Origin of the sequence: Microbacterium testaceum StLB037, from assembly GCF_000202635.1 — a bacterium.
GTDB classification, from domain to species: Bacteria; Actinomycetota; Actinomycetes; order Actinomycetales; family Microbacteriaceae; genus Microbacterium; species Microbacterium testaceum_F.
In genome coordinates this window covers 586067-609463 of record NC_015125.1, presented here as the reverse complement: position 1 = coordinate 609463, position 23397 = coordinate 586067, and the positions used below count along the sequence as shown (strand labels likewise).

Here is a 23397-nt window from a genome sequence, read left to right as displayed (position 1 = left end):
ATCCGTGTCCGAGGGGCATTTTCCCTGTTAACAGTGATACTGGAGGGGTGAATGAACGTTCCGGCCGATCGCCGAGGATCTCCGGGCGGGCCCCGTCCCGCGCTCGCGTGCTGCGGGGTGCCCTCGTGACGGTCGCCCTCGTCGCGACGCTGACAGCCTGCGCGTCGCGGCCGGGAGCATCCACCACCGCGACCCCGACGGCGGAGCCGACGACGACCGCCTCGGCATCCCCTTCTCCCTCCGCGACGCCCTCTCCCGAGGCCACCGACGAGGTGCAGCCCGAACCCGTGGCCACCAGCTCGGGTCCGGCCTCGGTGACGATCGTCAACTACGGTGCGGACGGCCGGAACATCTCCGCGTCCGGTCTCGTCTCCGGGCCCATCGAAGAAGGTGGGGTGTGCACGCTCACCGCGACGTCGGCGACCGGTGCCATCCTGACGGGCTCCATCGACGCGGTGGCGACGCCCGCGGCCGTGAACTGCGGCATCATCGACATCGCCGCGCCCGCGGGGGAGTGGAAGCTCGTGCTCGAGTACCGGTCCGCCAGGACCTCGGCGGCGTCCGAGCCCGTCACGGTCTCACAGCCGTGACCTTCGCCCCCGCCCGCGCGCGGTTCTCCTGGGCGCTGGCGGCGCTGGCGTCTTTGGCGTTGGTCCTCGGGATCCTGCCGGTGCTCGCGCCCGCGGTCGCTCCGGCGGCGACGGCGGCGAACGCGAGCGACTTCCAGGACGGCTTCCTGATCTCCGACGACAATTTCTTCGATGCCGGGTCGATGACGGCCGCCGACATCCAGAACTTCCTCAACTCCAAGGTCACCTCATGCCGGGGAGACGAGGGGATGCCGTGCCTCAAGGACTACGTCGCCCAGTCGACGCCGTCGCTCGGCGCGGACTCCTACTGCCGCGCATTCGGCGGGGGCACGATGAGCGCCGCCCAGTTGATCGCCGCCGTCTCACAGGCGTGCGGGATCAGCCCCAAGGTGATTCTCGTGATGCTCCAGAAGGAGCAGGCCCTCGTCACCGATCCCGCTCCCTCTCCCTACCAGTACCGTGCGGCGCTCGGCCAGGGATGTCCCGACGGGGCAGCCTGCGACCCGAACTTCGCCGGGTTCTTCTACCAGGTGTACGGTGCAGCGCGTCAGTTCCAGATCTACGTGAAGAACCCGCGCTGGTACAGCTATCAGCTGGGGTGGAACAACATCCTCTATCAGGCGACCCCGCCCGACAACGACCGCGTCTGCGGCACCAAGCGCGTGAACATCCAGAACGACGCCACGCGCGCGCTGTACATCTACACGCCGTACACGCCCAACCAGGCGGCGCTCAACAATCTTTACGGCACGGGTGACTTCTGCTCGGCGTACGGGAACCGGAACTTCTGGCGCCTCTACACGGACTGGTTCGGGAGCCCCACGGCATCTCCCGTCTCCGGCGAATACGCACGCGTCTGGGCCTCGCTGGGCGGTGCGGGCGGTCTGCTCGGCTCGCCGACCTCCACCGAGCAGTGCTTCGGCACGTACTGCCAGCAGTCGTTCCGCAACGGAACGATCTTCTGGTTCCCCGGCCGCGGGGTCTTCGGCGTGCCGTCGGTCATCGAGTCGATGTGGCGCAACCTGGGCTTCATCGACGGCGCCGTCGGCCGACCGACCGGGGTCGTGGTCTGCCAGAGCGACATGACCTGCACGCAGTCCTTCGACGGCGGTGTCATGGCCGCCGATCCGACCGGCGGCAACCTCGTCGGCCGACACGTCGAGAGCGTCTGGTCGTCGTCCGGGGGAATCGCCCTGGGGGCGGCTCGCGGCCCGGAGGTGTGCTCCAACGGTTCCCAGTGCGCACAGATGTTCGCCCACGGAGCGCTCTTCTCCGGCGGTTCCGCGACGGCGGTGACCGAGCCGATCTTCAGCGCCTGGGTCCAGGCCGGCGCCAGCGGCGGTTCGCTGGGCTTCCCCCGGAGCGACGCATCCTGCGTTTCGGCCGGCTGCACCCAGCGGTTCGGCGGTGGACTCATCGCCTCGTCCGGTCGCGACAGCGCCCAGGTCGTTCCCGAACCCATCGCGACCAAGTACCTGCGGGCAGGCGGCCCCGCGGGGGTCGGCGGACCCGCGGGCCCGCAGACCTGCGATTCGTCCGGTGCCTGCAGCCAGCGCTTCGGCTCCGCGCGCATCGACACCTCCTCGAAGGGCACCTTCATCACGATGAAGTGGTTCTTCGACGCGTGGTCGGCAGCCGGATTCGAGAAGGGTCGCCTCGGCCGACCTCTCGCCGACATGGCCTGCATCCCCGCGACCTGCTACCAGAGGTTCACCGGCGGGACCCTGTCAGGTTCGCCCTCGGGCGGAGTCCTCGCCGTGTACGGCGCGTACCGGGATCTCTGGTCGAAGAACGGCGGGCCCGGCGGTTCGCTCGGACTTCCGACCGGCTCGGAATCCTGTAACGGGGTCAACTGCGCGCAGTCGTTCCAGAAGGGCGTGATCGGCTGGACACCCAAGTACGGCGCGGTCGCCGTGACCGGACGCTACCTCACGGCCTGGCAGGCGCAGGGCGCCGGTGACGGCCGCTTGGGCGGGCCTCGTTCGGCACCCTCCTGCTCCGGGGGCGTGTGCACCCAGGCGTTCCAGACCGGCGTGCTCACCACGGCTCCCTCGGGTGCCCTCGTCGCCGTGGCGGGGGAGTACCAGAGCGTGTGGAATCGCGCGGGCGGGGCGAAGGGGCAACTGGGTCGACCGATGAGCGACGAGTCGTGCAACGGCCGCAGTTGCTCGCAGGTGTTCCAGAACGGCGTGATCGTGTGGACTCCCGGTTCTCGAGCGGTGATCGTGTCCGGCTGGTTCCTCGCTCCGTGGCAGGCCGCGGGGTCCGAGAACGGCCGTCTGGGCGCGCCGACCGCCGCGATGGTCTGTCTGCCGGTGACCTGCTACCAGGCCTTCCAGGGGGGCACCCTGACGGGATCGCCGTCGGCCGGCATCCTTCCCGTCTACGGCGCCTACCGCGACGTGTGGATGAGCGCGGGCGGGCCCGCGGGAACGCTCGGGCTTCCCACCCGGGCGGAGTCCTGCTTCGGTTCCTACTGCCGCCTGCCGTTCGAGCGCGGGACGATCATCTGGCGCCAGTCCGTGGGAGCCTTGGCGATCGCACCGCCCGTTTTCGCACCGTGGGATGCCGCGGGTGGGGTGACGGGACGCTACGGCCTGCCGCTCGCCCCGGCGGTGAAGAGCGGCGGCAAGGTCACCCAGAGCTTCGAACGGGGCACGGTGTCGGCCGGCGGGTGAACTCCGCCCGCGTTCGAGCCCTGCGCCAGGGTGCGCTCACGCGGGGATGCTAATCTACGACGCGACGTGGAAGACGGAGCTTCTCCCCTCCACCGCCGTTGTCCGGCAGGCCCACCGTGAATGTTTCCGGCCACCGAGTCGGCACACCCCTCACCATGGCCCTGTGCCGCGCGGGGGCGTGCCAAGAGAATCAGAAAGAGGTGTTGGCGATGGGGAAGAACCAGGAGCTGACCGCCGAGGCCGTTGACGCGGTGTCGCTGGAGCGTGCCCTGCAAGATGCCGAGATCGCCAATCGGCGCGTCATCGAGCTGACCCGTGGCCTGCTCGAGCGCGAGGAGCAGATCGCCAAGCTGCAGCTGGAGATCGTCTCGCTCAAGCAGCTCCTCGACCCCCGTCGCAAGATGGAGCACGTGTTCCGCAAGAACCACGCCCTCTACGTCGTGGCGCGCCGGGCGCGAAGGATGATGGGGCAGTGACCGCGGCGACGCCCCGGATCCTGCTCGCCGTCACCTTCTACAACGGTCGGGACTTCGCGCGCCGCACCTTCGAGTCGATCGCGCATCTCGATCGCGAAGGTTTCGAGCTCGACGTTCTGGTCCTCGACGACTGCAGCCCCGAGCCGGGCTTCAGCGAGTACCTCGCCGAGCTCGCCGCCGAGTTCGGCGCCGTCTTCTACCGGTCCCCCCGCAACCAGGGGATCCCGCGCAACGTCAATCTCGGTCTCGCCACCGCGCAGCGGCTCGGGTACGACTACGTCATCATCTCCAACTCCGACGTCATCTACTCCCGCAACTCGGTGAAGGTGCTGCTCGACGTGGTGTCGGCATCTCCCGCGGCCGCCTCGGTGACCGCGTGGTCGACGAATGTCGACCCGTACTCGCTCCCCAACGGCACCGAGCTGTACGTCGAGACTCCCGAGGTCGCCGATCTCATCGGCGAGGCCCTCTCGGACGAGTTCGCCGCCGAGGCTTTGGAGATCCCCGCCGGCATCTCGTTCGCGATGATCGTCCCCGTGTCGGTCCTGCCGACGGTGGGCCTGATGGATCCGGTCTTCGGCCGCGGGTACGGCGAAGAATCGGACTGGTCGGCGCGCGCGACGAGCGCGGGATATCAGCACCTGCTCGCGCAGGGCGCGTTCGTCTATCACGCGGGTCGTGGCTCGACCCTCGCGGCCGGAGTGATCTCGCAGAGCGACATCGCCGACTGGAGCAACCAGCACATCGTCAATCACCGCTCGCCCATGTTCCGATGGAGCGTCGACGGTTTCCTGCGTTCCGGCGTGCTCGAGAAGGCCCAGGTCCGCGCGGTCGCGGCGTTGATCCTCGCCGCTGCCGCCCGCGGGGGCTACGCGGTGATCGACCCGACGATGGACTGGGACGACCAAGACCCGAGCGTCGTCACGGTCGCCATCCGGTCGCAGGCGTATGAGATGTGCACGGCGCACTGGAACGGGTTCACGGTGGAGATCGACACCGACTCCCTCGACGTGCTCGCCTCCATCCGCAACTTCTTCTCCGGCGCGGAGCCCGTCTACACGAACATCCCGGCCGCGACGTGGGAGGGTGCCGAGGAATTCGGCTATCCCCTCGGCGTGTGATCGCGGTGCGCAGTCTGGGAGAGGCGTTCGATCCGCGTCACAACTCCATCGGGTTCCTCCGGTGGGCGATGGCGTTCATGGTCATCTTCAGCCACGCGGGCCCCGTGGCCGGCATCTTCGGCGGCGTCGACATCGGCGCGCAATGGGGAGCGGAGACCTCGCTCGGCGGCGTCGCCGTCACGGGGTTCTTCTTCCTCTCCGGAATGCTCATCACGCGGAGCATGGTCCGCTCGCGCTCCCCGTTCCGGTACCTGTGGCATCGCGTCGCGCGCATCTATCCGGCGTGGTTCCTCATCCTGGTCGTGACGGCGTTCCTGCTCGCCCCTCTCGCCTGGCACCACTCCCAGGGCACCTTCCAGGGATTCCTCTCCTTCCCCGACAACTCGCCGTGGGACTACGTCGCGAACAACTTCACCCTCGTCCTGAATCAGTGGGCGATCGCGGGCACCGGCGGGAGCACCCACGCGGTCCAGGTCGGCTACAACACGTGGAACGGCTCCGCGTGGACCCTGATGTACGAGTTCGCGTGCTATCTCGGCATCCTGGCCCTCGGGATCATCGGGGCGCTCCGCGCGCGCATCGTCGGCGCGCTGGTGGCGGGCGGACTCCTCCTGCTCAGCACCTTCCAGGCGCTGCACATCGGCGATCTCGGCTCCGCCATCCAGACGTTCTCCAACCCGCAGGTCCTGCAACTGGTGGCGCCCTTCGCTTTCGGCACCCTGGTGCAGCTCTACATCGAGAAGGTCCCGTTCGACGACCGACTCGGCATCGCGATGCTGGTCATCGCGGCGCTGTGCTGGTGGCGCGGAGGATGGTTCCTGTTCGGGCAGTACGCGTTCGCCTACGGGCTGATCTGGTTCGGCACGCGGGTCAAGGCGCTGTCGCGCTGGGACCGGCACGCCGACCTCTCCTACGGCATCTACATCGCCGGCTGGCCCGTCATGTTCCTCGCCGCCGAGTACGGGCTCCCCGAACGGGCGGGTGCCTTCGTCTATCTGCTCGTCGTGATCGTGGTGGTGCACGTCTACGCGTACCTCAGCTACATGCTGATCGAGAAGCCGGCGTTGGACCTGAAGAACTGGATGCCACGATGGCTGGCGCGCATCCGAGGAGTCGATCCCGTGGCACCCGGCGGAGGCGGCACGGGCATCCTGGTGCGGGCTCGCTTCGTTCCCCTCGTGCTCTTGCTCATCGCGACGGCGGCTCTCGTCGTCATCGGCGTCGTACGGTAGAGCCCAGGAGGTCGTCGTGAACAGGATCGTCGTCATCACCGGTGCTGGGGGCTACGTGGGCCGACACGTCACCCGCGCGGTGGCGGAGCTGGGTTACGAGGCCGTCGCGGTCGTTCGACAGCGGCGCGAGGGCGACCTCGCCGCGGAAGCCCGCATCGTCGAGGCCGACGTGCTCGACCCGTCGTTCGACATCGCCACGGTGGCCCCCGTCGAACGGATCGCCGCGGTGATCCACCTGGCGTGGCAGGACGGCTTCGTGCACAACGCCCCCTCGCACCTCGAGCGGCTGTCGGACCACTATCGGTTCCTCGCCGGTCTGGTCACGGCCGGGGTATCGCGCATCGCGGCTCTCGGTTCCATGCACGAGATCGGCTACTGGGAGGGAGCGGTCACGGCCGAGACCCCCACGAACCCCGTGACGCTGTACGGCATCGCGAAAGACGCCCTGCGCCGCTCTGCGACCCTCACGATCGGCGACCGTGCGGAGTTCGTGTGGCTGCGCGCGTACTACATCCTCGGGGACGACCGCCGGAACCGTTCGATCTTCGCCAAGCTCCTCGAAGCCGCCGACCGGGGCGACACGGTCTTCCCCTTCACATCCGGACGCACGCTGTACGACTTCATCGATGTCGCGGAACTCGGCCGCCAGATCGCCGTCGCGGCGACGGTGGAGGGCCTCACGGGCATCGTGAACGTGGCATCCGGCGAGCCGGAGTCGCTCGCGAACCGTGTCGAGCGCTTCATCGCCGAGAACGGCCTCGACATCGCTCTGCAGTACGGGGCCTTCCCCGACCGTCCCTACGACTCCCCGGGCATCTGGGGCGACGCGGCGACGATCACCGAGCTGATGGCCCGGTCGCCCTTCGACCAGCGCTCCTGACGCTCGCGCGCGAGCTGTCCGGCGCGAGAGGGTGCCGACGGCGGAGACCGAAGCGCGCCGGCTCGGCGAGCCGTGTCCGGGTCGTCGGGGGAGACGGCGTCAGCGACCCGGGATCGCGGAGCCCTCGACGTCGATGCGCATGTACCCGGTCGCCCGGGGGTCGAACTCGACGTTGAACGAGGTCGCCTGCATGATGTTGTGCAGGTCGTTTCCGTGCGCGTCGATGAGCGTCGCGTTGATGAAGTACTTTCCACCCGCGAGCGGGGGATCCTTCAGCACGAACGACACCTCTGCGGATCCCGTCATCGGGTCGACGGGCGTCTTCAGCCAGTCCGTGCCCGTGACGAACATCTTGTGTCCCATGTGATCGTCGATCTGGATCCGGCATCCCCACTTGTCCAGGTGCGTGGACGAGAGCGTCAGCTGGATTTCGAGGTCGTCACCGGGCTGAAGAGGTTCACCGGGGCCGCGTCCCACGACGACGGCGCGCACGCTGTCGACCGAGCCCTGGGGACGCGGTGCACCCGGGTCGGCCGCGTCGCGCTCGGCGACCCGTCGTTCTTCGAGCAAGTCGCGGAAGCGGGCGACCGCCGTGGATGGCGCGCCGTCGAAGAGCACCTCGCCCTGATGCAGGAGCACCGCGCGACCGCAGAGCTCGACCACCTGATCGAGCGAGTGCGTCACGAGGATGATCGTGCGGCCTTCCTTCTGGAAGTCGCGGATGCGGTCCATGCACTTGCGCTGGAACGCCTCGTCGCCGACCGCGAGCACCTCGTCCACCAGGAGGACGTCGGGATCGGTGTGCACGGCCACGGCGAACGCGAGCCGCACGTACATGCCCGAGGAGTAGAACTTCACCTGCGTGTCGATGAAGTCGCCGATCGAGGCGAAGGCGACGATGTCGTCGAACTGCGCCTCGGTCTCTTCGCGGCTGAGCCCGAGGACCGACGCATTGAGGAAGACGTTCTCACGGCCCGTGAGGTCGGGGTGGAAGCCCGCACCGAGCTCGAGCAGCGCTGCGAGGCGGCCCCGCTCTTCGACGGTTCCCGAGGTCGGGTCGACGATGCCGCCGATCACCTTGAGGAGTGTGCTCTTGCCCGAGCCGTTGTGACCGATCAGGCCGATCGTCTCGCCGGCGTAGATGTCCAGGTCGACGTCGCGGAGCGCCCAGAACTCCTTCTTGTGACGGCGTCCGGCGCGACCGAGCGTGACCACGCGCTCCTTGATCGAGGAGTCCTTGCGGATCGTGAACTTCTTCGAGACACCGCGGATGCGAGCCACCTCGGGGCGAGGGGCGTTGTCCGCGGGCAGGACGGGGGGAGTGGGCATGGGGGTCACAGCTCCTGGGCGAAGTTGCCCTGCAGGCGGATGAAGACGCGGTGGCAGACGAGCAGGAGAACGAGACCGATCACGCCCGCGATCCCCATGCGGAGGAGGAGGTCGCTCGGCCATTCCGCGGTGTCTCCGGCGACCCAGAACGCGCGCTGGAAGCCGAGAACGGCGAGCGTGAGCGGGTTGTTCGTGTACACGTCGAGCACGACCGGGGACGGGATCAGGGTCTTCGCCATCTGCCAGGAGTAGACGATCGGGCTGGCCCAGAACAACAGCATCGTGATGACCTCGACGAGGTACTGGACGTCGCGCAGATAGACGTTGACCGCGCTGAAGAGCAGGGCGAAGGCCGTGCCGTACAGGACTATCAGCAAGATGGAGGGGACCGCATACACCAGCTGGAGGTGGAACGGCGGCTTCGCGACGAGGAACGTCGCGCCGATCAGGACGATGAGCTGGATGCAGAAGTTGAACAGCGCGGACCCCACGCTCGAGAGGGGGAACACCTCGCGCGGGAGATAGACCTTCTTGACCAGACCCGCGTTCGTGAGCACCGAGCCGGTGCCGCCGACGACGATCTCGGTGAAGAGGCCGATCGCCGACAGCCCCGCGAAGACGTAGACCGCGAAGTCGGGGATGCTCTTGGCCGCGCCGAGGAACTGACCCATGACGACGAAGTAGACCGCCAGTTGGATCAGCGGGCGGATGAGCGACCAGAAGAAGCCGAGGGTGGAGTCCTTGTACCGGGCCTTCAGGTCGCGACGGACGAGGAGACCCAGCATCTCGCGGTGGGAGAAGATCGCGCGGACCGCTCCCCACCACGCTCCGGAGCCGCTGATGGCGCCGACCGGCTTCAGCGGGGTCGCCGCGAGCCGCTGCAGGCGAAGCGTAGCCTCTTCATTTGCGCGTGACATCGCCTTCGATCCTACCGTGCGGGTTCCTGAGAGCCGCCGGAGGCGAGACCGGCGTCGAGTGACGGGCGACGATCAGCTGCGCGCCGCAGCGAGGTACTCCGCGAGCCGCTCCTGCCACGTGACGTCGAGGATGCTCGTCTCGAGCACGCTGTTGCGCGGTCGCGGCGAGATCCGAGCGGTCGATGCCGCGTGATACTCGTCGGTCGAGACGCCGACGACGCGGTCCGGGTCGTGGCCCGTCAGGCGGAAGACCTCACGGGCGACCTCGTGCCACGCTGCCGGTTCGCCGACGCTCGTGACATTGTGCACGCCGTACGCGGCACCCGACTCGAGGAGGCGGCGGATGCTCGCGGCGATGTCGGAGGCGAACGTCAGGCGACCGATCTGGTCGTTCACCACGCGCGGATCAATCCCGCGCTCGGCGAGGTCGACCATCGAGCGGACGAAGTTCTTGCCCTCGCCGACGACCCAGCTGGTGCGCACGATGTAGTGCCGGGGAACCACGGAGACGATCGCGTCGCCGGCAGCCTTCGTCTGGGCGTACACGCCCAGGGGGGAGAGTGGGTCGGAAGCGGTGTACGGCGCGTCCTTCGTGCCGTCGAACACGTAGTCGCTCGAGATGTGGACGAGGGTGACGCCGTGGGCGGTTGCCACGCGGCTCAACGCGGCGACCGCGGTGACGTTGGCTTTCCAGGCCTCGACACGCCCCTCGGCTGTTTCGGCTGCGTCGACCTTGGTGTAGGCGGCGGCGTTGATGATGGCGCGGTAGTCGCGCCAGCGGCGCGCGGCATCCAGGTCCGACGAGGTGAGGTCGAGGTCGGCGCGAGAGGCGTATTCGATCCAGGGGTGCTCGCCGAACTCCGCGCGCAACGCGCGTCCGAGCTGTCCGTCCGCCCCGGTGACGAGGATCTTGGCGGGTGCCATCGGCACGACGTCGGCGAGCCGCGGGTGCTGGAGGTCCTTGGCGCTGATCTCGACCGAGTCGAGCGGAATGGGCCACGCGATCGCGGCCGTCTCGTCCGCGAGGTTGAGGAAGGTGTACGTCGCATCGGGCGACCAGTGATCGTTGACGAGGTACGTGTACGCCGTGTCGGGCTCGAGGGTCTGGTACGAGTTGCCGACGCCACGCGGCACGAAGATCGCCGTCGAGGCGTCGAGCTCGGCGGTGAAGACCGCGCCGAAGGTGTCGCCCTCGCGCAGGTCGACCCATGCTCCGAAGATCCGACCCGTCGCGACCGAGACGTACTTGTCCCAGGGCTCGGCATGGATGCCACGGGTGGTGCCGGCCGCGTCGTTGAACGAGATGTTGTTCTGCACCGGACCGAAGTCGGGCAGGTCGATCCCGGCGGCGAGCATCTTCTCGCGCTGCCAGTTCTCTTTGAACCATCCCCGGGTGTCGCCGTGCACGGGGAGATCGAGAAGGATCAGCCCCGGGATCGGGGTCGTCCGCGCCGAGAGGGCTTTGCCGAACTCGATGGTCACCGCGTCACTGCCCCTTGCTGGCGTAGAAGGCCTCCACGCCGTCTTTCGTGGGGGCCCACCAGGACTCGTTGTCGCGGTACCAGTCGATGGTCGCGGCGAGACCCGATTCGAAGTCGCCGTAGGTCGGCGCCCACCCGAGCTCGGTGCGCAGCTTGGTGGAGTCGATGGCATACCGCAGGTCGTGGCCCGGTCGGTCGGTGACCAGGTCGTACGCGTCGACGGGCTGGCCGCTCAGCTGCAGGATCAGCTCGACGACCGTCTTGTTGTCCTTCTCGCCGTCGGCGCCGATCAGGTAGGTCTGACCGATCTCGCCCTTGTCGAGGATCGTGAGAACGGCGGACGAGTGGTCGTCGGCGTGGATCCAATCCCGGACGTTCTCACCCGTGCCGTACAGCTTGGGACGGATGCCGCGGAGCACGTTCGTGATCTGGCGCGGGATGAACTTCTCGACGTGCTGGTACGGCCCGTAGTTGTTCGAGCAGTTGCTGATCGTCGCGCGGACGCCGAACGAACGCACCCACGCGCGGACGAGGAGGTCGGACCCGGCCTTGGTTGACGAGTACGGCGACGACGGGTTGTACGGGGTGCTCTCCGTGAAGCGCGCCGGGTCGTCGAGCTCGAGGTCGCCGTACACCTCGTCGGTGGAGATGTGGTGGAAACGCACATCGTGGCGACGCGCCGCCTCGAGCAGCGTGTACGTGCCGATGATGTTCGTGTCGAGGAACGGACGCGGGTCGTGCAGGGAGTTGTCGTTGTGCGACTCGGCGGCGTAGTGGACCACGGCGTCGGCTTCGGCGACGAGGGGGTCGACGACCGCGGCATCCGCGATGTCGCCCACGACCAGGCGCACCCGGTCCTCCGGCAGACCGGCCAGCGACGCGCGGTTGCCGGCGTAGGTGAGCTTGTCGAGCACCGTCACCGTGTGCTCGGTGTGCGCCACGACGTGGTGGACGAAGTTGGAACCGATGAAGCCGGCGCCGCCGGTGACGAGAAGGCGTGCCATCAGTGGCCTCTTTCCAGGATTTCGAGGAGGTAAGCGCCGTAGCCGGACTTGACGAGGGTCTTCGCGCGTTCGCGCAGTGCCTCGTCGGACAGGAAGCCCTGCCGCCAGCCCACCTCTTCGGGGACCCCGATGCGAAGACCAGTGCGGCGCTCGATCGTGCGCACGTAGTCGGCGGCGTCGGTCATCTGGTCGAAGGTTCCGGTGTCGAGCCACGCGGTGCCGCGGGGAAGGACCTCGACCTGGAGCTTGCCGGCCTCGAGGTAGGCGCGGTTGATGTCCGTGATCTCGTACTCGCCGCGGGCGGACGGCTCGAGCCCGCGGGCGATCTCGACGACATCGTTGTCGTAGAAGTAGAGACCGGGAACCGCGTAGTTGCTCTTCGGGTGGGTGGGCTTCTCTTCGAGCGAGACCGCTCGACCGTCGGCGTCGAACTCGACCACGCCGTACGCGGTCGGCTCGCCGACCCAGTAGGCGAACACGGCGGCGCCGTCGACATCCGTGAAGCGCTTGAGCTGCGTACCGAGCCCGGGGCCGTAGAGGAGGTTGTCGCCGAGGACGAGGGCGACCTTGTCGTCGCCGATGAAGTCCGCCCCGATCGTGAACGCCTGGGCGAGGCCGTCGGGCGACGGCTGCTGCGCGAAGGACAGGTCGATGCCGAACTGGGACCCGTCGCCGAGGAGCCGTTCGAAGAAGGGGGCATCGTGCGGGGTCGTGATGATCAGCACGTCGCGGATACCCGCGAGCATGAGCGTCGACAGCGGGTAGTACACCATCGGCTTGTCGTAGACCGGAATCAGCTGCTTCGAGACGCCGAGCGTGATCGGATGCAGTCGCGTGCCCGAACCACCGGCGAGAATGATGCCCTTCACGCCCTCATCGTGCCACAGTTCGCGTCACGCTCCCGAACTCGGCGGCACCCGGAAGAGACGGGTGAAGACGCGGACGGGTCTACTTCAGAAGCCGTCGGGCCGCCATCTCCTCGAGGGACTGGCGGTAGGTGTCCCCGCCCACCGGCTCGTCGATCACCCAGTCGACGAAACGCCGCACTCCCTCGGTGAAAGACACTTCGGGGTGGAAGCCGAGCACCGAGCTGAGGCGCCGGGTGTCCGCGACGTTGTGGCGGATGTCGCCGAGCCGGTAGCGGCCGGTGATCGACGTCTCCACCGGGACACCGAAGGCGGTGGAGAGCGCCGCGACGACGTCGAGCACCGTCGTCGCGATACCCGAACCGACGTTGAAGACCCCGCCCGCAGCCGCGGGGGAGGTGGCCGCCAGGAAGGTGGCCTCCACGACATCGTCGATGTACACGAAGTCGCGGCTCTCCCGGCCGTCCTCGAAGACATCGATTCCCTGCCCCTGACGGATGAGGGTCGAGAAGATCGAGAGGATCCCCGTGTACGGGTTGGTCAGCGACTGTCCCGGTCCGTAGACGTTCTGATAGCGCAGCGACACAGCTTCGACGCCGATCGTCGGAGCGACCGTCATGATCAGCGACTCCTGGACCTGCTTGGTGATCCCGTAGACCGACGAGGGGTGCAGCGCCGCATCCTCGGGCGTCGGGATCAGCTCGAGCTCCTCACCGTCGTCGCCGCGGACGGCGAAGTCTCCGCTCGCCATCGCGGCATCCGTCCGGTGGGGCGGGTAGACGACGGCGCCGGTGGCCGTGCGGTACGCGCCCTCGCCGTAGATGGACCGCGAGGAGGCCACGACCACGCGTCGGACGGCGTGCGGCTCGTTCGTCAGGAGATCCATGAGCTTCGCGGTACCGCCGATGTTCGCTTCGACGTAGCGGTCGATCTCGTACATCGACTGGCCGGTGCCGGTCTCGGCGGCGAGATGGATCACGATGTCGACGTCGACCAGGGCGGCGCGGAGATCCTCCACCGAGGTCACGGTCCCGCGTCGCACCTCGGCCACGCCCGAGACCGCGCGCAGCAGCGGCGAGGTGGTGTCGGGATCCGGGCCGTGCACCTGTGCGAGAAGGGCGTCGAGCACACGTACTCGATGGCCGGCCCTCACCAGTCGCGCCGCCAGGCGGCTCCCGATGAATCCGGCGCCGCCGGTGATGAGGACGTGAGCCATCGGGTCAGTCCGCCAGAACCGACCGGAAGTACTCGATCGTGCGCTCGAGGCCGGGGCGCAGCGCGATCGTCGGCTCCCAGCCGAGCTCGCGGCGCGCGAGGTCGATGTTGGGCTGACGCTGCTTGGGGTCGTCCTGGGGGAGGGGACGGTGCTCGATCGTCGAGGTGCTCCCGGTGATCTCGAGGACGGCGTTCGCGAGCTCGAGCATGGTGAATTCGCCCGGGTTGCCCACGTTGATCGGGCCGGTCACCTCCTGCCCCGTGTTCATCAGGCGGACCATGCCGTCGACGAGGTCATCGACGAAGCAGAAGGAGCGCGTCTGCGAGCCGTCGCCGTAGATCGTGATGGGCTCGCCGCGCAGGGCCTGGACGATGAAGTTCGACACGACGCGGCCGTCGTTCGGGTGCATGCGCGGGCCGTACGTGTTGAAGATGCGGATGACCTTGATCGACAGGTCGTGCTGGCGGCGGTAGTCGAAAAACAGGGTCTCCGCGGCGCGCTTGCCCTCGTCGTAGCAGGAGCGCGTGCCGATGGGGTTGACGTTGCCCCAGTAGTCCTCGGTCTGCGGGTGCACCGCCGGGTCGCCGTAGACCTCGGAGGTCGAGGCCTGCAGGATCGGAACGCGCAGGCGCTTGGCGAGGCCCAGCATGTTGATCGCGCCCATGACGCTGGTCTTGGTGGTCTGCACGGGGTCGTGCTGGTAGTGCACCGGGGAGGCGGGGCACGCGAGGTTGTAGATCTGGTCCACTTCCACGTAGAGGGGGAAGGTGACGTCGTGCCGCATGAGCTCGAACCGCGGGTTGTCGAACAGGTGCTCGACATTGCGGCGGGATCCCGTGAAGAAGTTGTCGACGCAGATGACCTCGTTGCCCTCGTCGAGCAGTCGCTCGGAGAGGTGGGACCCGATGAAGCCGGCACCGCCGGTGATGAGAACTCTGGATGACACGTCCTCAGCGTAACAGCGGGGTGTCGGGCGCTCAGCGGGTGGCGGACACCATGCGCGCCTGACCGAACGTGCGCCCGAGGGTGCCCTCGAGGCGCCCGACGAACATCGGCCATCCGTCGCCGAGAGTGATCGGCTGCGGATTGCGGACTCCGTACAGCAGCCCGGCGGCGGTGAAGGCGAGGCGCCACCAGAGCGGGTAGCCGTGGACGGCGAACGCGCGCCCTGTCCCCCGGCCGTACGCGCGCAGCTTCCGCCGGCGCTCCGCGGTGTCGAGTCCGAAGCCCGTCGAGATGCCGTCGACGTGGACATCGGCGGGGAGCCACCGGAACTCGTGGAGGAGGCGAGGTTCGTGGGCCATCGCGCGCAGCAGCAGATCGGTGCCCTCGGCCACCTGCCACGGCGACGCGGAGCCGGGACCCATGTTCTCGTCGAACCCCCTGACGGCGTCGAACAGCGAGCGGCGGATGAGGATGCCCATCTCGATCACCGACCACACGTTGTACTTGTCCAGCGGTGTGCCCGCGGCGGGCAGCGTGGTCTTGGGGCCTCGTTCGTCCCACGAGGTGAAGCCCCCGGCGAGGAACGCGGGGTCGTCGACGGCCGCGTGCAGGGCGGCCACCGTTCCGTCGGGGTACGTCGTGTTGTCGTTGGGGAAGGTGACCACGGCGTCGCCGGCGGGCAGGGCCGCAACGCCCGTGTTCCGCCCGAGCGAGGCGCCGCGCGCGGAGGTGGTCGCGGTCACCGGGACACCGCGCGCCGAGAACTCCGCGGCGAGGGTCGCCACATCCTCCTGCGCGCCTTGCGCGACGAGGACGACATGATCGCCGTCCTGGAGCTGGTGCTCGAGAGAGGTCAGCAGGGCGCGGAGCGGCTCGAGCCGTCCCAGCGTCGTCACGACGAAGCCGATGGTCATGGGGCGTCCTCTCGGGTCAGGGCAGGGCGTTCACGGCCGGGTAGGCCGGATCGGGAGCGGGGGAGCCGAGGCGCCAGCCGGCGCGCACGTAGGCGGCACCGCGCCGGTCGCCACGGGCCAGCGTGAGCAGGACCTTGGCGCTGAGGCGGGCGAGACCGGTCACGGTCGTGGCACCGCCGTGCAGGGCGAGGAAGTGGCGGAACGCCTGGCTGGAGTAGGCGAGGATCCGCGAGCCGGCCCGCGAGTGCGAAGACGAGACCGCGTGGGTCAGGACCGCGTCGGTGACCTCGGCGAAACCGATGCCCTGGGAGCGGAGGCGGAAGCCGTATTCGACGTCCTCCCAGTACATGAAGAAGCGCTCGTCGAGAAGACCCGCGGTCTCGAGCGTGGATCGCCGCACGAGGACGCAGGCCCACGTGAGGAAGTCGGGCTGCTCCGCCGGACGCGGCTGGCGGATGCCCCAGGTCAGGCGATTGACGATCCCGCCGGCGGAGAATCGCTGGCCGTCGGGCGTGACGATGCGCGGACCCACGACCCCGAGGGACGCGTCCGTGTCCAGAGCGGCGCGCAGGAGCTCGATGTCGCTCGAGGGGAGGGTCGCGTCATTGTTCATGACGAGCAGGAGATCGATCGCGTCGTCGGCGAGAAGGACCTTCATCCCCGCGTTCACCCCGACGGCGAACCCGGTGTTGGCGCTCAGCTCGACGAACTCGATCCGATCGTCGGGCGCGAAGGCATCCCGGATCGTCCCGTCGGCCTCGTTGTCGACGACCACGACGCGGGTGATGGCCGGAGAAGCGAGGAGGCCGGTCACGCACTCGACGGTCTGCACGCGATCGCGCCAGGTGAGCACGACCGCGCCGATGCGGGAGGCCGCGTCACGGGGGGAGGAGGTCATACGGTGCGGTCCTGTTCTTCTCGGGCCGGAGGGGTCGCGATGTCGCGCATCGCGGCGGCGCACGGCCGCCACAGCAGGAGGGTGGCCAGGCCTTCGGTGAGGGCGTAGCCGAGCGCTGCGCCGAGGGGGCCGATCACGATCGCCATCGCCACCATCGCGGGGACGCCGATCGCCGTCGCCACGAGCGTAGCGCGCATGACCAGACGGGCCTTGCCCGCGGGGAAGAGCACGTGACGCGTCATCGAGGTGCGGACGGAGAGGAAGAGGAACACGAGCCCCATCGCGGCGACCAGATCGAGTCCGGCCGCGGCCGACTCGCCGAACATGACGAGGCTGACCCAGGGGCCGAGAGCGGTGAGGACGACGGCGCCGAGGAGGCCGAAGGCCCCGTGCGTGGCGAGGGCCACCCTCAGGCGTCGGCGGCGGTCGAGGGCGTCGCCCTCGCTCACCCAGCTTTGGAACGCGCTCGCGAGGGTGAAGGGCAGGACGCTCCCGAGCTTGAACATCTTGTCGGCCGAGGCGTAGCCGGCGGCCGCCGAGGGAAGCGCCGTGACGTTCACGAGAGGAGCGGGGACGCTGGAGTACGCGCTCAGCGCGGCGTCGTTCACCGCGACGGGAAGGCCCGCGCGCAGGAGACCCGGGATCTCGCGTGCCGGGGGCCAGGGACCGGGATGCCGGCGCAGCAGGCGCGCGCTGAACAGCATCGTGCCGCCCAGCGTCACGAGGATGCCCGCGACCGGGTAGAGCTCGACGATCCCGGTCAGCAGGATCGCCCCCGCGGCGAGGGCGGTGGCCACCACGCGCGGGACGGCGTCGAAGAAGATGATCGTGCGAGGGTCCCCGACGCCCGCGCAGTACCAGGTGAAGGACAGGGCGATCAGAGCGCCCTGGACGCCCATCAGCACCGTGAGCAGCTCGGATCCGGGCGAGGCCACGAGCCAGCACACCACGGCGAGGAGGGGCAGCACGATCGCGGCGAGCAGCAGTCGCACCACGATCGAGTCGCGGTACAGCCGGGCGCGCCGCTCGTCGTCGGGGGCGATCGAGATGAGGGCGGGGCCGACGGCCGTCCACCCGTAGCCGATCGCGATCGCCGCGAAGGTGCCGATCGCCTCTCCGGCGATCGCGCTCGCCCAGCCGCCGTCGCCGGCGAGGCGCGAGATGAGCGGCAGCACCAGGAGGGGCGAGATGGCGGCGATCGCCGGGACCACCATGAAGCCGAGAAGCCGTCCGCGCAGCGGTGCCGGTCCCGCGGTGTCGGTCATCGACGCTCCCCGAGAGCGCGGTCCAGGACCTCGGCGACGCCGTCGGCCGCGCCGTCCCAGGTGAAGCGCGAGGCCCACTGCTGCGCGGCCTCGCGGGTCGCGGGGCTCGGCGGGGCGGCGAGGGCGGAGCGGATCGCGTCGCCGAAGGCTGTGGCATCCGTCGCATCCGCGTACCGCGCGGCGCTTCCGCCCACCTCGCGGAGCACGGGGACGTCGTTGGCGACCACCGGGACGGATCGTCGCAGCGCGTCGACGACGGGGAGACCGAATCCCTCGACGAGGGAGGGGCAGACGTACAGGTCGGCGACCTGGAACAGCGCCTCGAGCTGGGCGTCGCTCACCCAGCCGGGAAGGACGACGTCGCCCTCCAGGCCCAGCCGCTCCACGTCGGCGGCGAGGGGGTCGGGCAGGCGACTGCCGGCGATGACCGTCACGGGCCGCTCCGCGGGGGAAAGGGATGCCACGGCCTCGAGCAGTCCGCGGAAGTTCTTGTGCGGCATCCGGTTGCCGACGCTCAGGACGATCGGTCGGCCCACGGGAAGGGCGAGCGGCGCGAGGATTCCCGCCGGGTCGTCTTGCGGGCGCGGCTCGGTGCTGCCGTTGTGCACGACCGAGATGCGTCCTGCGGCGACGCCGAGATGGGCCCGGATGCTGTCGGCGGCCGCGTGGGACACCGTGAGCACCTGGTCGGCCGTGCGGGCGGAGCGCCGCATAAGGAGTGAGGTGACGCTGCGCTGCGCGCGCTCGGCGAGCCCGCCGGGCACCTCGTCGTAGATCGCGTCGTGCACGGTGACCACGCGGGGAACCCCACGGAAGACCGGTCCGAAGTTCGCCGGGGCCCACACCAGGTCCGCCCGGTACCGACGGGCGAGGGCGTCGGTACCGGCCACGGCACCGAGGGCCCAGGTCGCCGGGTCGGCGCCCACCCACGGCACGATCTGTACCGGGCCGGGGAAGAAGGTCGTGACGCGCGTCTGCCCCGCGCGCCCCGTGAGGGCGGCGAAACGGGCGTGCGGCAATCGCTCCTCGAGGCGCGGGAGGAGCTCCCGCGCGTAGGTCTCGGTCCCGCCGCGTGAGCCGGTGAACCCCAGCAGGTCGACGAGGATGCGGGACGCGGCCATCAGCTCTCGATGACGGCTTCGGGCCGCTGCTCGCGTCGCGGCGTGGTGAGCACGCCGGAGAAGAAGCTCATCATGACGGTCTGGAAGCCGAGGATGATCGTCAGCGCGCTGGGGACGGCGATGCGCACCGCCTGGGCGGCGTTCTGCTGCCCGAAGTCGAGGCTGCCCCACAGGGTCACCTGGACGATCCCGATGACGATGCCCAGGACGAAGAGGGCGACGCCGATCAGGAGACCGCGCTCGGCCGACCACTTCGCGACGATCCGTCGGTATCTCTCGCTCGTGGGGAGGAATCCCTCCTGCGTGGCGTAGAGCTTCGTGAGCCAGAAGAACAGCAGGGATTGGAATCCGATCACGCACAGCGCGCTGGCGTAGACCATCGTGGTGACGTCGAAGCCGACCCCGGCGATCTCGACCCCGCCGAACGAGAGCACACCGACCGCGATCGCGCCGAGGAAGAAGGCGACGAGGCCGGGGTAGACGAACAACCAGCGCGGAGCGAACAGCAGGAGGAAGCGGAGGTGCCGCCACCCGTCGTGCCAGCTGCGCAGGTGCGGCGGGCGGGAGCGTCCGTCCTTCTTCAGCGTGGTCGGCACCTCTTCGATGCGGTACCGAGCGAGAGAGGCGCGCACGACCATCTCGGAGGCGAACTCCATGCCGGTGGTCTGCAGGTCGAGGTCGCGGATGCGCGCGCGGTTGAAGCCGCGCAGACCGCAGTGGAAGTCCCGGATGCCGGGACGGAAGAACAGCTCGCCGATGAACGACAGCACGGGGTTGCCGAGGTACTTGTGCAGCGGGGGCATCGCGCCGGGGGCGATCCCGCCGCGGAAGCGGTTGCCCATGACGAGGTCGGCGCCGGCACGGAGGCGCTCGACGAAGGGCTCGAGGTTCTCGAAGTCGTAGCTGTCGTCGGCGTCGGCCATGATGACGAACCGGCCGCGCGCGGTTTCGATGCCGTTGATGAGCGCGGCGCCGTATCCGCGGCGCGGGGCGTGCGACACCCGGGCGCCGAGCCCCTCGGCGATCGCCTGGGAGCCGTCGGTGCTGCCGTTGTCGGAGATGAGCACCTCGCCGCGGATGCCGCTGCGCTGCAGGAAGCCCTGGGCCTTCCGGATGCAGACCTCGAGCGTCTCCGCCTCATTGAGGCAGGGCATGAGGATCGTCAGCTCGACCTCATCGGTGGGGACGGGATCGGTTCGGGCGGGAGTGGTCACGGGGTGTCTTCTTTCGTCTTCACCGAGGAGCGGGTCGGCAGCGCCAGTGCCGACGCGATGCCCTCCACGGTGCGGCGGATGGTGCGGGTGCGGACGGCGGTGTCGTACCAGGCGCGCGCGCTGCGGCGCAGGTCGTCACCGCCGTCGGCGACGGTCCGGATGGCCCGGGCGAGGTCGTCGGGGCGGGTGGTGGCGGCGACGACGCCGTTGACGCCCTCGTCGATGAGCTCTGTGGCGGCGTTGCCGTCGCCGGCGACGAGGACGACGGGAGTGCCGTGCGCGTTGGCTTCGACGACCACGAGGCCGAAGCCCTCACGGCGCGAGGGGTGCACGAGCGCGAGGGCCCCGTGCAGGAGCGTGTCCAGTTCGGCATCCGAGACGAATCCGGGGAACTCGGTCCAGTCGGAGCCGCCCACGCGCTGGACTTCCGCGCGCACGGCATCGGAGCTCGGGCCCGTGCCGAGGATCACCAGTCGGAGGTCCGGGATGCTCTCGCGTGCGGCGGCGACCGCGGCGGGGATGACCTCGACCTGCTTGTCGGGGATGTGTCGGCCCACGTACAGGACGTAGGGCGGTTCGGCCGCCGGGCCGGGGGTCCCGACCTCGACGGCGTCGTCGATCAGTCCGGGGCTGACGAGCGGGGGTCGGCGCAGCCCCTCGGTGCGCAGACGGGTCGCGGTGAGCTGCGAATGACAGGTCGCGAGAGGGGTGAGGGCGATGGCCGCGCGCTGCAGCACCCACGCGATCGTGCCGGTCACGAGACCCGAGTACTCCACCCACTGGCGCCGGTGCCAGACCTCGAGGTAGTCCACCACCACGCGCGTGCCCGATCCGAGCAGGGCCAGTCGCGCCGCGAAGACGTTGAAGATCGGCAGACCGCTGACGATGAGGGCCGTGTAACGACGACGGCGACGCACGAGCGTGCGGAACAGCGCGGCGGCGTAGCGCAGGGCCGCCGGGATGCGGCGCACACCGCCGGGGGAGTACAGGCTCAGACGACCCGTGATGGGGCGGGTGCGGAAGTGCTCCTCGACCGGGGTCGGGCCGTCCCATTGCACGGCGGTGAGGTAGTCGACCTCGAGTCCCCCGCGTCCGAGCTCGTCGGCGACGGCGCGGTACTGCCGCTCGCCCCCGCCGGTGGAGTACGGGAAGAGGCAGTCGTAGGCGACCGCGACGGTCGTTTCGCGCGACATCGTCAGCACCCCTCGATTCGGAAGAGGCGCGCCTCGGGTCCCTGGGAGTCGACGAGGACGAGGTGCGCGGACGGGACGAGGTCTTGGATGCCGTCGTACGCCGTCGCCCCGTTCGGGTCGTCGATCACGTCGCGACGGCCGAAGTCCAGCACGTAGTCGATTCCGAGCTCGTCGACCGTGGAGCAGACGGCGGGGTCGGAGTCGATGTCGCGCAGGTGCGTGTTGAGGAACAGGAGCTCGGGGGACGGGGAACCGAAGACGTGCCGCTGCGTCACCTCGCGATCGGCGAGCGCGAGGGCGAGAGAGGTCCCCGTGCGCGGGCTGCCGATGATGAGCGCATCGTCGGGGGTCTCGTCGTCGAGGCGCTCGAGCAGGGCGTGTTCGTCGCCGGAGAGGATGAGCGCGTTGTCGGTGTAGGCGTAGGCCTCGTGCACCTGCGCGAGGGCGATCCGCACGTTCGGGCCGAGCACGACCGAGAACACGGCGAGGATCGCGACCACGGAGGCGGTTCGGCGCGCCCACCGCGGGAACGACCACCGGGTCGCCCAGCCGCGGGCGACGTCGACGATCGCGAGCGCGCCGAGCGTGGCCACGGGGATCGCCGCGAGCGGGAGCAGCGCGGCCAGGCGATTCGCGTCGTTGTACCAGGGGTTCGTCAGCGCCTGCCGCACGGGGGAGTCGATGCGCAGACCCGACACCACCATGAACAGCACCACGGCGACCCCGAACACGGCGAGGACGGGGACCCACCGGGGGCGTCGGGCGACGGCGACCGCACCCGCCGCCAGGAGGAGGACCACCACGATCGTCGGGGTGAAGCCGCGGGGCGAGGCGAGCAGCCCTTCGCCGGCGGACTGGGCCAGGTTCTGCCAGGGGGCCCAGCCCGAATGCTCGGCGCCCGTGCGGAAGATCGACCACACGACCGCCATGACGAGACCGAAGCCGACGACGGCCGCGCCGACCCCGATCATCGACGCACGTGTGCGGGCGTCGAACGCACGGACGGACAGGGTGCCGATGACGGCGGCCGCGGAGAAGGCGAGCAGTGCCAGGAACGCGTTCGGGTGGCCGAGGAAGACGCCCCCCGCGAGGAGCGCCGCCAGCAGCAGGGCGCGCGTGAGCGCGCGCGGGCCGCGGTCATCGAGAGCGGTGATCACGGTGGAGAGCGCCGCGGGCACCATCGCGTACCCGACGAGGTTGGGGTAGAGCACACCCCAGTTGAAGAAGAGCGCGGGGAAGGCGCCGAAGCCGGCGGAGAGCGCGGCGGCCGTGATGTACGCGGTGCGTCGCTGAGCGAACAGCGCGCCCACCAGCGCCATGATCGACGCCGGCCACAGCACGGAGACGAACGCGAGGTTCGCCCCGTTGACGGCGACCGGGACCGAGGCCCCGGTGAGCTCGACGACGAGCGTGGTGATCGCGTGCCAGCCGTTCGGGTAGAACCCGATGTCGGAGGTGGCGCCGATCTGGAACCCCGAGGCGTCGCCGTTCTGCACGGCGAGAGCGATGGCGTTGAGATGGACGATGTTGTCGAAGCGCTGGGCGATGTTGTCGGGAGCGCCGAAGGCGCGCGCGAACATCACGGTCGTCACTCCCGCGGTCGCCACCAGCGCGAGTGCCGCCGTCAGCAGCGTGCGGCGCGCGGTCGGTGCCGGATCGGCCCCCGTCCCGCGACGGAGCAGGAGCCCGATGCCGACCACCACCAGGGTGGCGAGAGCCAACGGCAGGAGATTCCACCGCAGCCCGACGAAATGGCCGAGGGTGGAGGCGGCTGCGGCCAGCGTGACCGAGACCGCCGGCGCGAGCAGGAGGCGCTGGGGACTGCGGATGCCCCACCCGGCCGCGACGACCGCGGCACCGGGGAGGATCAGGACCAGGACGGCGACGAGGTACGACGGAACGGCGCTGATCCAGTCACCCATACGATCCGTCTCCGTCAGTTCCGTTTTCGACACGCCATCGTATCGGACGGTCTCTGCGCGCCCGCTGAGCCGTTCCGTGCAAGCGTCCAGAGGCCCGCCGGTAGGATGGTCGGCGTTCTTCCCCGAAACGAGAGT

Annotated in this window: 20 protein-coding genes; 6 read left to right on the top strand and 14 right to left on the bottom strand. The window is 69.5% G+C overall.

Annotated elements, in window-relative coordinates; genetic code table 11:
- Positions 1-125: 125 nt before the first annotated feature.
- The 6 genes from MTES_RS19480 to MTES_RS02785 all read left to right on the top strand — a co-directional run bounded on the left by MTES_RS19480 (position 126) and on the right by MTES_RS02785 (position 6977).
- Positions 126-590: a hypothetical protein gene (locus MTES_RS19480; protein WP_158309742.1), complete on the top strand. Its 465-nt coding sequence runs from the start codon at positions 126-128 to the stop codon at positions 588-590.
- Positions 587-3268: an LGFP repeat-containing protein gene (locus tag MTES_RS18325; protein ID WP_013583665.1), complete on the top strand. Its 2682-nt coding sequence runs from the start codon at positions 587-589 to the stop codon at positions 3266-3268. The genes MTES_RS19480 and MTES_RS18325 overlap by 4 nt, the downstream gene beginning before the upstream one ends.
- 209 nt (positions 3269-3477) lie before the next feature.
- Positions 3478-3744 carry a hypothetical protein gene (locus tag MTES_RS02800; RefSeq protein ID WP_013583664.1) on the top strand — a complete coding sequence of 89 codons (267 nt, stop codon included), beginning with the start codon at positions 3478-3480 and terminating at the stop codon, positions 3742-3744.
- Entirely contained in the window at positions 3741-4865 is a 1125-nt protein-coding gene (locus tag MTES_RS02795; RefSeq protein ID WP_013583663.1) for a glycosyltransferase family 2 protein, read from the top strand. Before MTES_RS02800 ends, MTES_RS02795 begins: the two co-directional genes overlap by 4 nt.
- On the top strand, positions 4862-6097 hold the full coding sequence (locus MTES_RS02790; RefSeq protein ID WP_013583662.1) for an acyltransferase family protein: 1236 nt from the start codon (positions 4862-4864) through the stop codon (positions 6095-6097). The genes MTES_RS02795 and MTES_RS02790 overlap by 4 nt, the downstream gene beginning before the upstream one ends.
- Positions 6098-6113: 16 nt before the next feature.
- The gene (locus tag MTES_RS02785; protein ID WP_013583661.1) at positions 6114-6977 is read left to right on the top strand and encodes an NAD-dependent epimerase/dehydratase family protein; all 864 of its coding nucleotides are present in this window, start codon (positions 6114-6116) and stop codon (positions 6975-6977) included.
- Positions 6978-7076: 99 nt separating this feature from the next.
- On the opposite strand, the gene MTES_RS02780 is transcribed toward MTES_RS02785, so the two are convergent.
- The 14 genes from MTES_RS02780 to MTES_RS02715 all read right to left on the bottom strand — a co-directional run bounded on the left by MTES_RS02780 (position 7077) and on the right by MTES_RS02715 (position 23262).
- The gene (locus MTES_RS02780) at positions 7077-8306 is read right to left on the bottom strand and encodes an ABC transporter ATP-binding protein (RefSeq protein WP_013583660.1); all 1230 of its coding nucleotides are present in this window, start codon (positions 8304-8306) and stop codon (positions 7077-7079) included.
- 5 nt (positions 8307-8311) lie between these two features.
- Positions 8312-9223, bottom strand: coding sequence for an ABC transporter permease (locus MTES_RS02775; RefSeq protein ID WP_013583659.1), 912 nt, complete (start codon positions 9221-9223; stop codon positions 8312-8314).
- 72 nt (positions 9224-9295) lie between these two features.
- On the bottom strand, positions 9296-10705 hold the full coding sequence (locus MTES_RS02770; RefSeq protein ID WP_013583658.1) for a sugar nucleotide-binding protein: 1410 nt from the start codon (positions 10703-10705) through the stop codon (positions 9296-9298).
- A 4-nt stretch (positions 10706-10709) separates the two neighbouring features.
- Positions 10710-11708, bottom strand: a complete 999-nt coding sequence (gene rfbB / locus MTES_RS02765) for a dTDP-glucose 4,6-dehydratase (protein WP_013583657.1) — start codon at positions 11706-11708, stop codon at positions 10710-10712.
- Positions 11708-12577, bottom strand: a complete 870-nt coding sequence (gene rfbA, locus MTES_RS02760; protein ID WP_013583656.1) for a glucose-1-phosphate thymidylyltransferase RfbA — start codon at positions 12575-12577, stop codon at positions 11708-11710. The genes rfbB and rfbA overlap by 1 nt, the downstream gene beginning before the upstream one ends.
- Positions 12578-12656: 79 nt before the next feature.
- The gene (locus tag MTES_RS02755) at positions 12657-13790 is read right to left on the bottom strand and encodes an NAD-dependent epimerase/dehydratase family protein (RefSeq protein ID WP_013583655.1); all 1134 of its coding nucleotides are present in this window, start codon (positions 13788-13790) and stop codon (positions 12657-12659) included.
- A gap of 4 nt (positions 13791-13794) precedes the next feature.
- The gene (locus tag MTES_RS02750) at positions 13795-14736 is read right to left on the bottom strand and encodes a UDP-glucuronic acid decarboxylase family protein (protein WP_013583654.1); all 942 of its coding nucleotides are present in this window, start codon (positions 14734-14736) and stop codon (positions 13795-13797) included.
- 31 nt (positions 14737-14767) lie between these two features.
- Entirely contained in the window at positions 14768-15649 is an 882-nt protein-coding gene (locus tag MTES_RS19795; RefSeq protein ID WP_013583653.1) for a glycosyltransferase family 2 protein, read from the bottom strand.
- A gap of 16 nt (positions 15650-15665) precedes the next feature.
- Entirely contained in the window at positions 15666-16547 is an 882-nt protein-coding gene (locus MTES_RS19475; protein ID WP_013583652.1) for a glycosyltransferase, read from the bottom strand.
- Positions 16544-17812, bottom strand: a complete 1269-nt coding sequence (locus MTES_RS19470; RefSeq protein ID WP_013583651.1) for a lipopolysaccharide biosynthesis protein — start codon at positions 17810-17812, stop codon at positions 16544-16546. The genes MTES_RS19475 and MTES_RS19470 overlap by 4 nt, the downstream gene beginning before the upstream one ends.
- Positions 17809-18933 (bottom strand): glycosyltransferase family 4 protein, encoded by a 1125-nt coding sequence (locus tag MTES_RS02730; protein WP_013583650.1) that lies wholly within the window; start codon positions 18931-18933, stop codon positions 17809-17811. Before MTES_RS02730 ends, MTES_RS19470 begins: the two co-directional genes overlap by 4 nt.
- Positions 18933-20147 (bottom strand): glycosyltransferase family 2 protein, encoded by a 1215-nt coding sequence (locus tag MTES_RS02725; protein WP_013583649.1) that lies wholly within the window; start codon positions 20145-20147, stop codon positions 18933-18935. Before MTES_RS02725 ends, MTES_RS02730 begins: the two co-directional genes overlap by 1 nt.
- A complete protein-coding gene (locus MTES_RS02720) occupies positions 20144-21340 on the bottom strand; it encodes a glycosyltransferase family 4 protein (RefSeq protein WP_050901739.1) in 1197 nt (398 codons plus the stop codon). The genes MTES_RS02725 and MTES_RS02720 overlap by 4 nt, the downstream gene beginning before the upstream one ends.
- Before the next feature lie 2 nt (positions 21341-21342).
- Positions 21343-23262 carry a DUF6541 family protein gene (locus MTES_RS02715; protein WP_013583647.1) on the bottom strand — a complete coding sequence of 640 codons (1920 nt, stop codon included), beginning with the start codon at positions 23260-23262 and terminating at the stop codon, positions 21343-21345.
- Positions 23263-23397: the final 135 nt, after the last annotated feature.